Below are 1,154 nucleotides of genomic sequence, written 5' to 3'. Positions count from 1 at the left end.
GCGCGGATGCCTGACCGGGCTACAGTTTGTTGTTCCCGCGTGGAGAAGTATCGCCACCAGGAACTCTGAAATTTTGGAGTGAACGGCCGAACATCCCACGAATCCAGCAGCACGTCAGCCGCGAAGCCGGCCGTCGACGCGTCGTCGAGGAAGTCATCGAACGGATAATCACGGCCCGCGCCGAAACCGACTACCGCGCAACCGTTCTCGCGCAGATGCGCGCGTAACCGCCTCAGTACCGTGACGCGAGTGCTTGGCGCGAGAATAGTCATGACTTTACCTGCGGACACGACGATGTCGGACTGTTCGTCGATGCCGCGGGCCGTTAAGTCGAGTTCGGCGAGGTCGTTGACCAGCCAGCGCGGTCCCGGGTGATCCTTCTCAGCCGCGGCGACGAGCACCGAATCGACGTCGGCGCCGACAACGTCATGACCGACCGATGCCAGATATCCGGCGATGCGTCGGGCGCCGCACCCTGCGTCGAGGATGCGGGAACCGCGGGCAGCCATGGCGTCGATGAAGCGCGCCTCACCGACCACGTCTTTCCCCTCACGCTCCATCGTGCGGAAACGCTCGACGTACCACTGGGAGTGTCCGGGATCGGCGGCAACCTTCTGCATCCAGATGCTCTGTTGGAGTGCTGCACGGATAGGTGACATCTGATCTGGCTTGCCTTCGGGCGGTCGGGAAGGATGCAACTGTCCCAAGCCCTACCCCCAGGAATTCCGTGGCGATGTGGCCCGAGTGGCCCGTGACCGTGGAGACGACGTCACGATCGAGCGGGTCGCCAACGACTTCGGGGTGCGCCCGACGATGCTGGCACAAGTGGATGCGACGTGCTGACCTCGAGGAGGGCCGCAGCCTAGGTGTGACCTCGAACCGAGTCCGCCGAACTGCGCGAGGCCCGCAAGCGGATCCGGTTACTCGAGCAGGAGAACGAGGTGCTGCGTCGCGCCGCAGCGTATCTGTCGCAGGCGAACCTGCCGAGAAAGACTCGGCGCGCTCGTGAGAGCGCTCGCCGCCGACTCAATCCCCGTGGCGGTGTCGTGTCGGGTACTTCTGCTCTCTCGCCAGCCCTGCTGCCGCTGGCTGGGTGATCAGGTCAGCAATGCCGAGCTGAGGGCGGCGTACCGGACCAACGCCCCTGTCAACGG

General features: G+C 64.7%; 1 pseudogene. It reads right to left on the bottom strand.

Annotated features, from left to right (window positions below):
• A pseudogene (locus GOAMI_RS22270) lies at positions 1 to 659 on the bottom strand (class I SAM-dependent methyltransferase); the annotation flags it as partial.
• Positions 660 to 1,154: the final 495 nt, after the last annotated feature.

Origin of the sequence: Gordonia amicalis NBRC 100051 = JCM 11271, from assembly GCF_000332995.1 — a bacterium.
In the GTDB taxonomy this organism is placed as follows: domain Bacteria; phylum Actinomycetota; class Actinomycetes; order Mycobacteriales; family Mycobacteriaceae; genus Gordonia; species Gordonia amicalis.
This window is presented reverse-complemented; position numbering and strand designations above follow the sequence as displayed.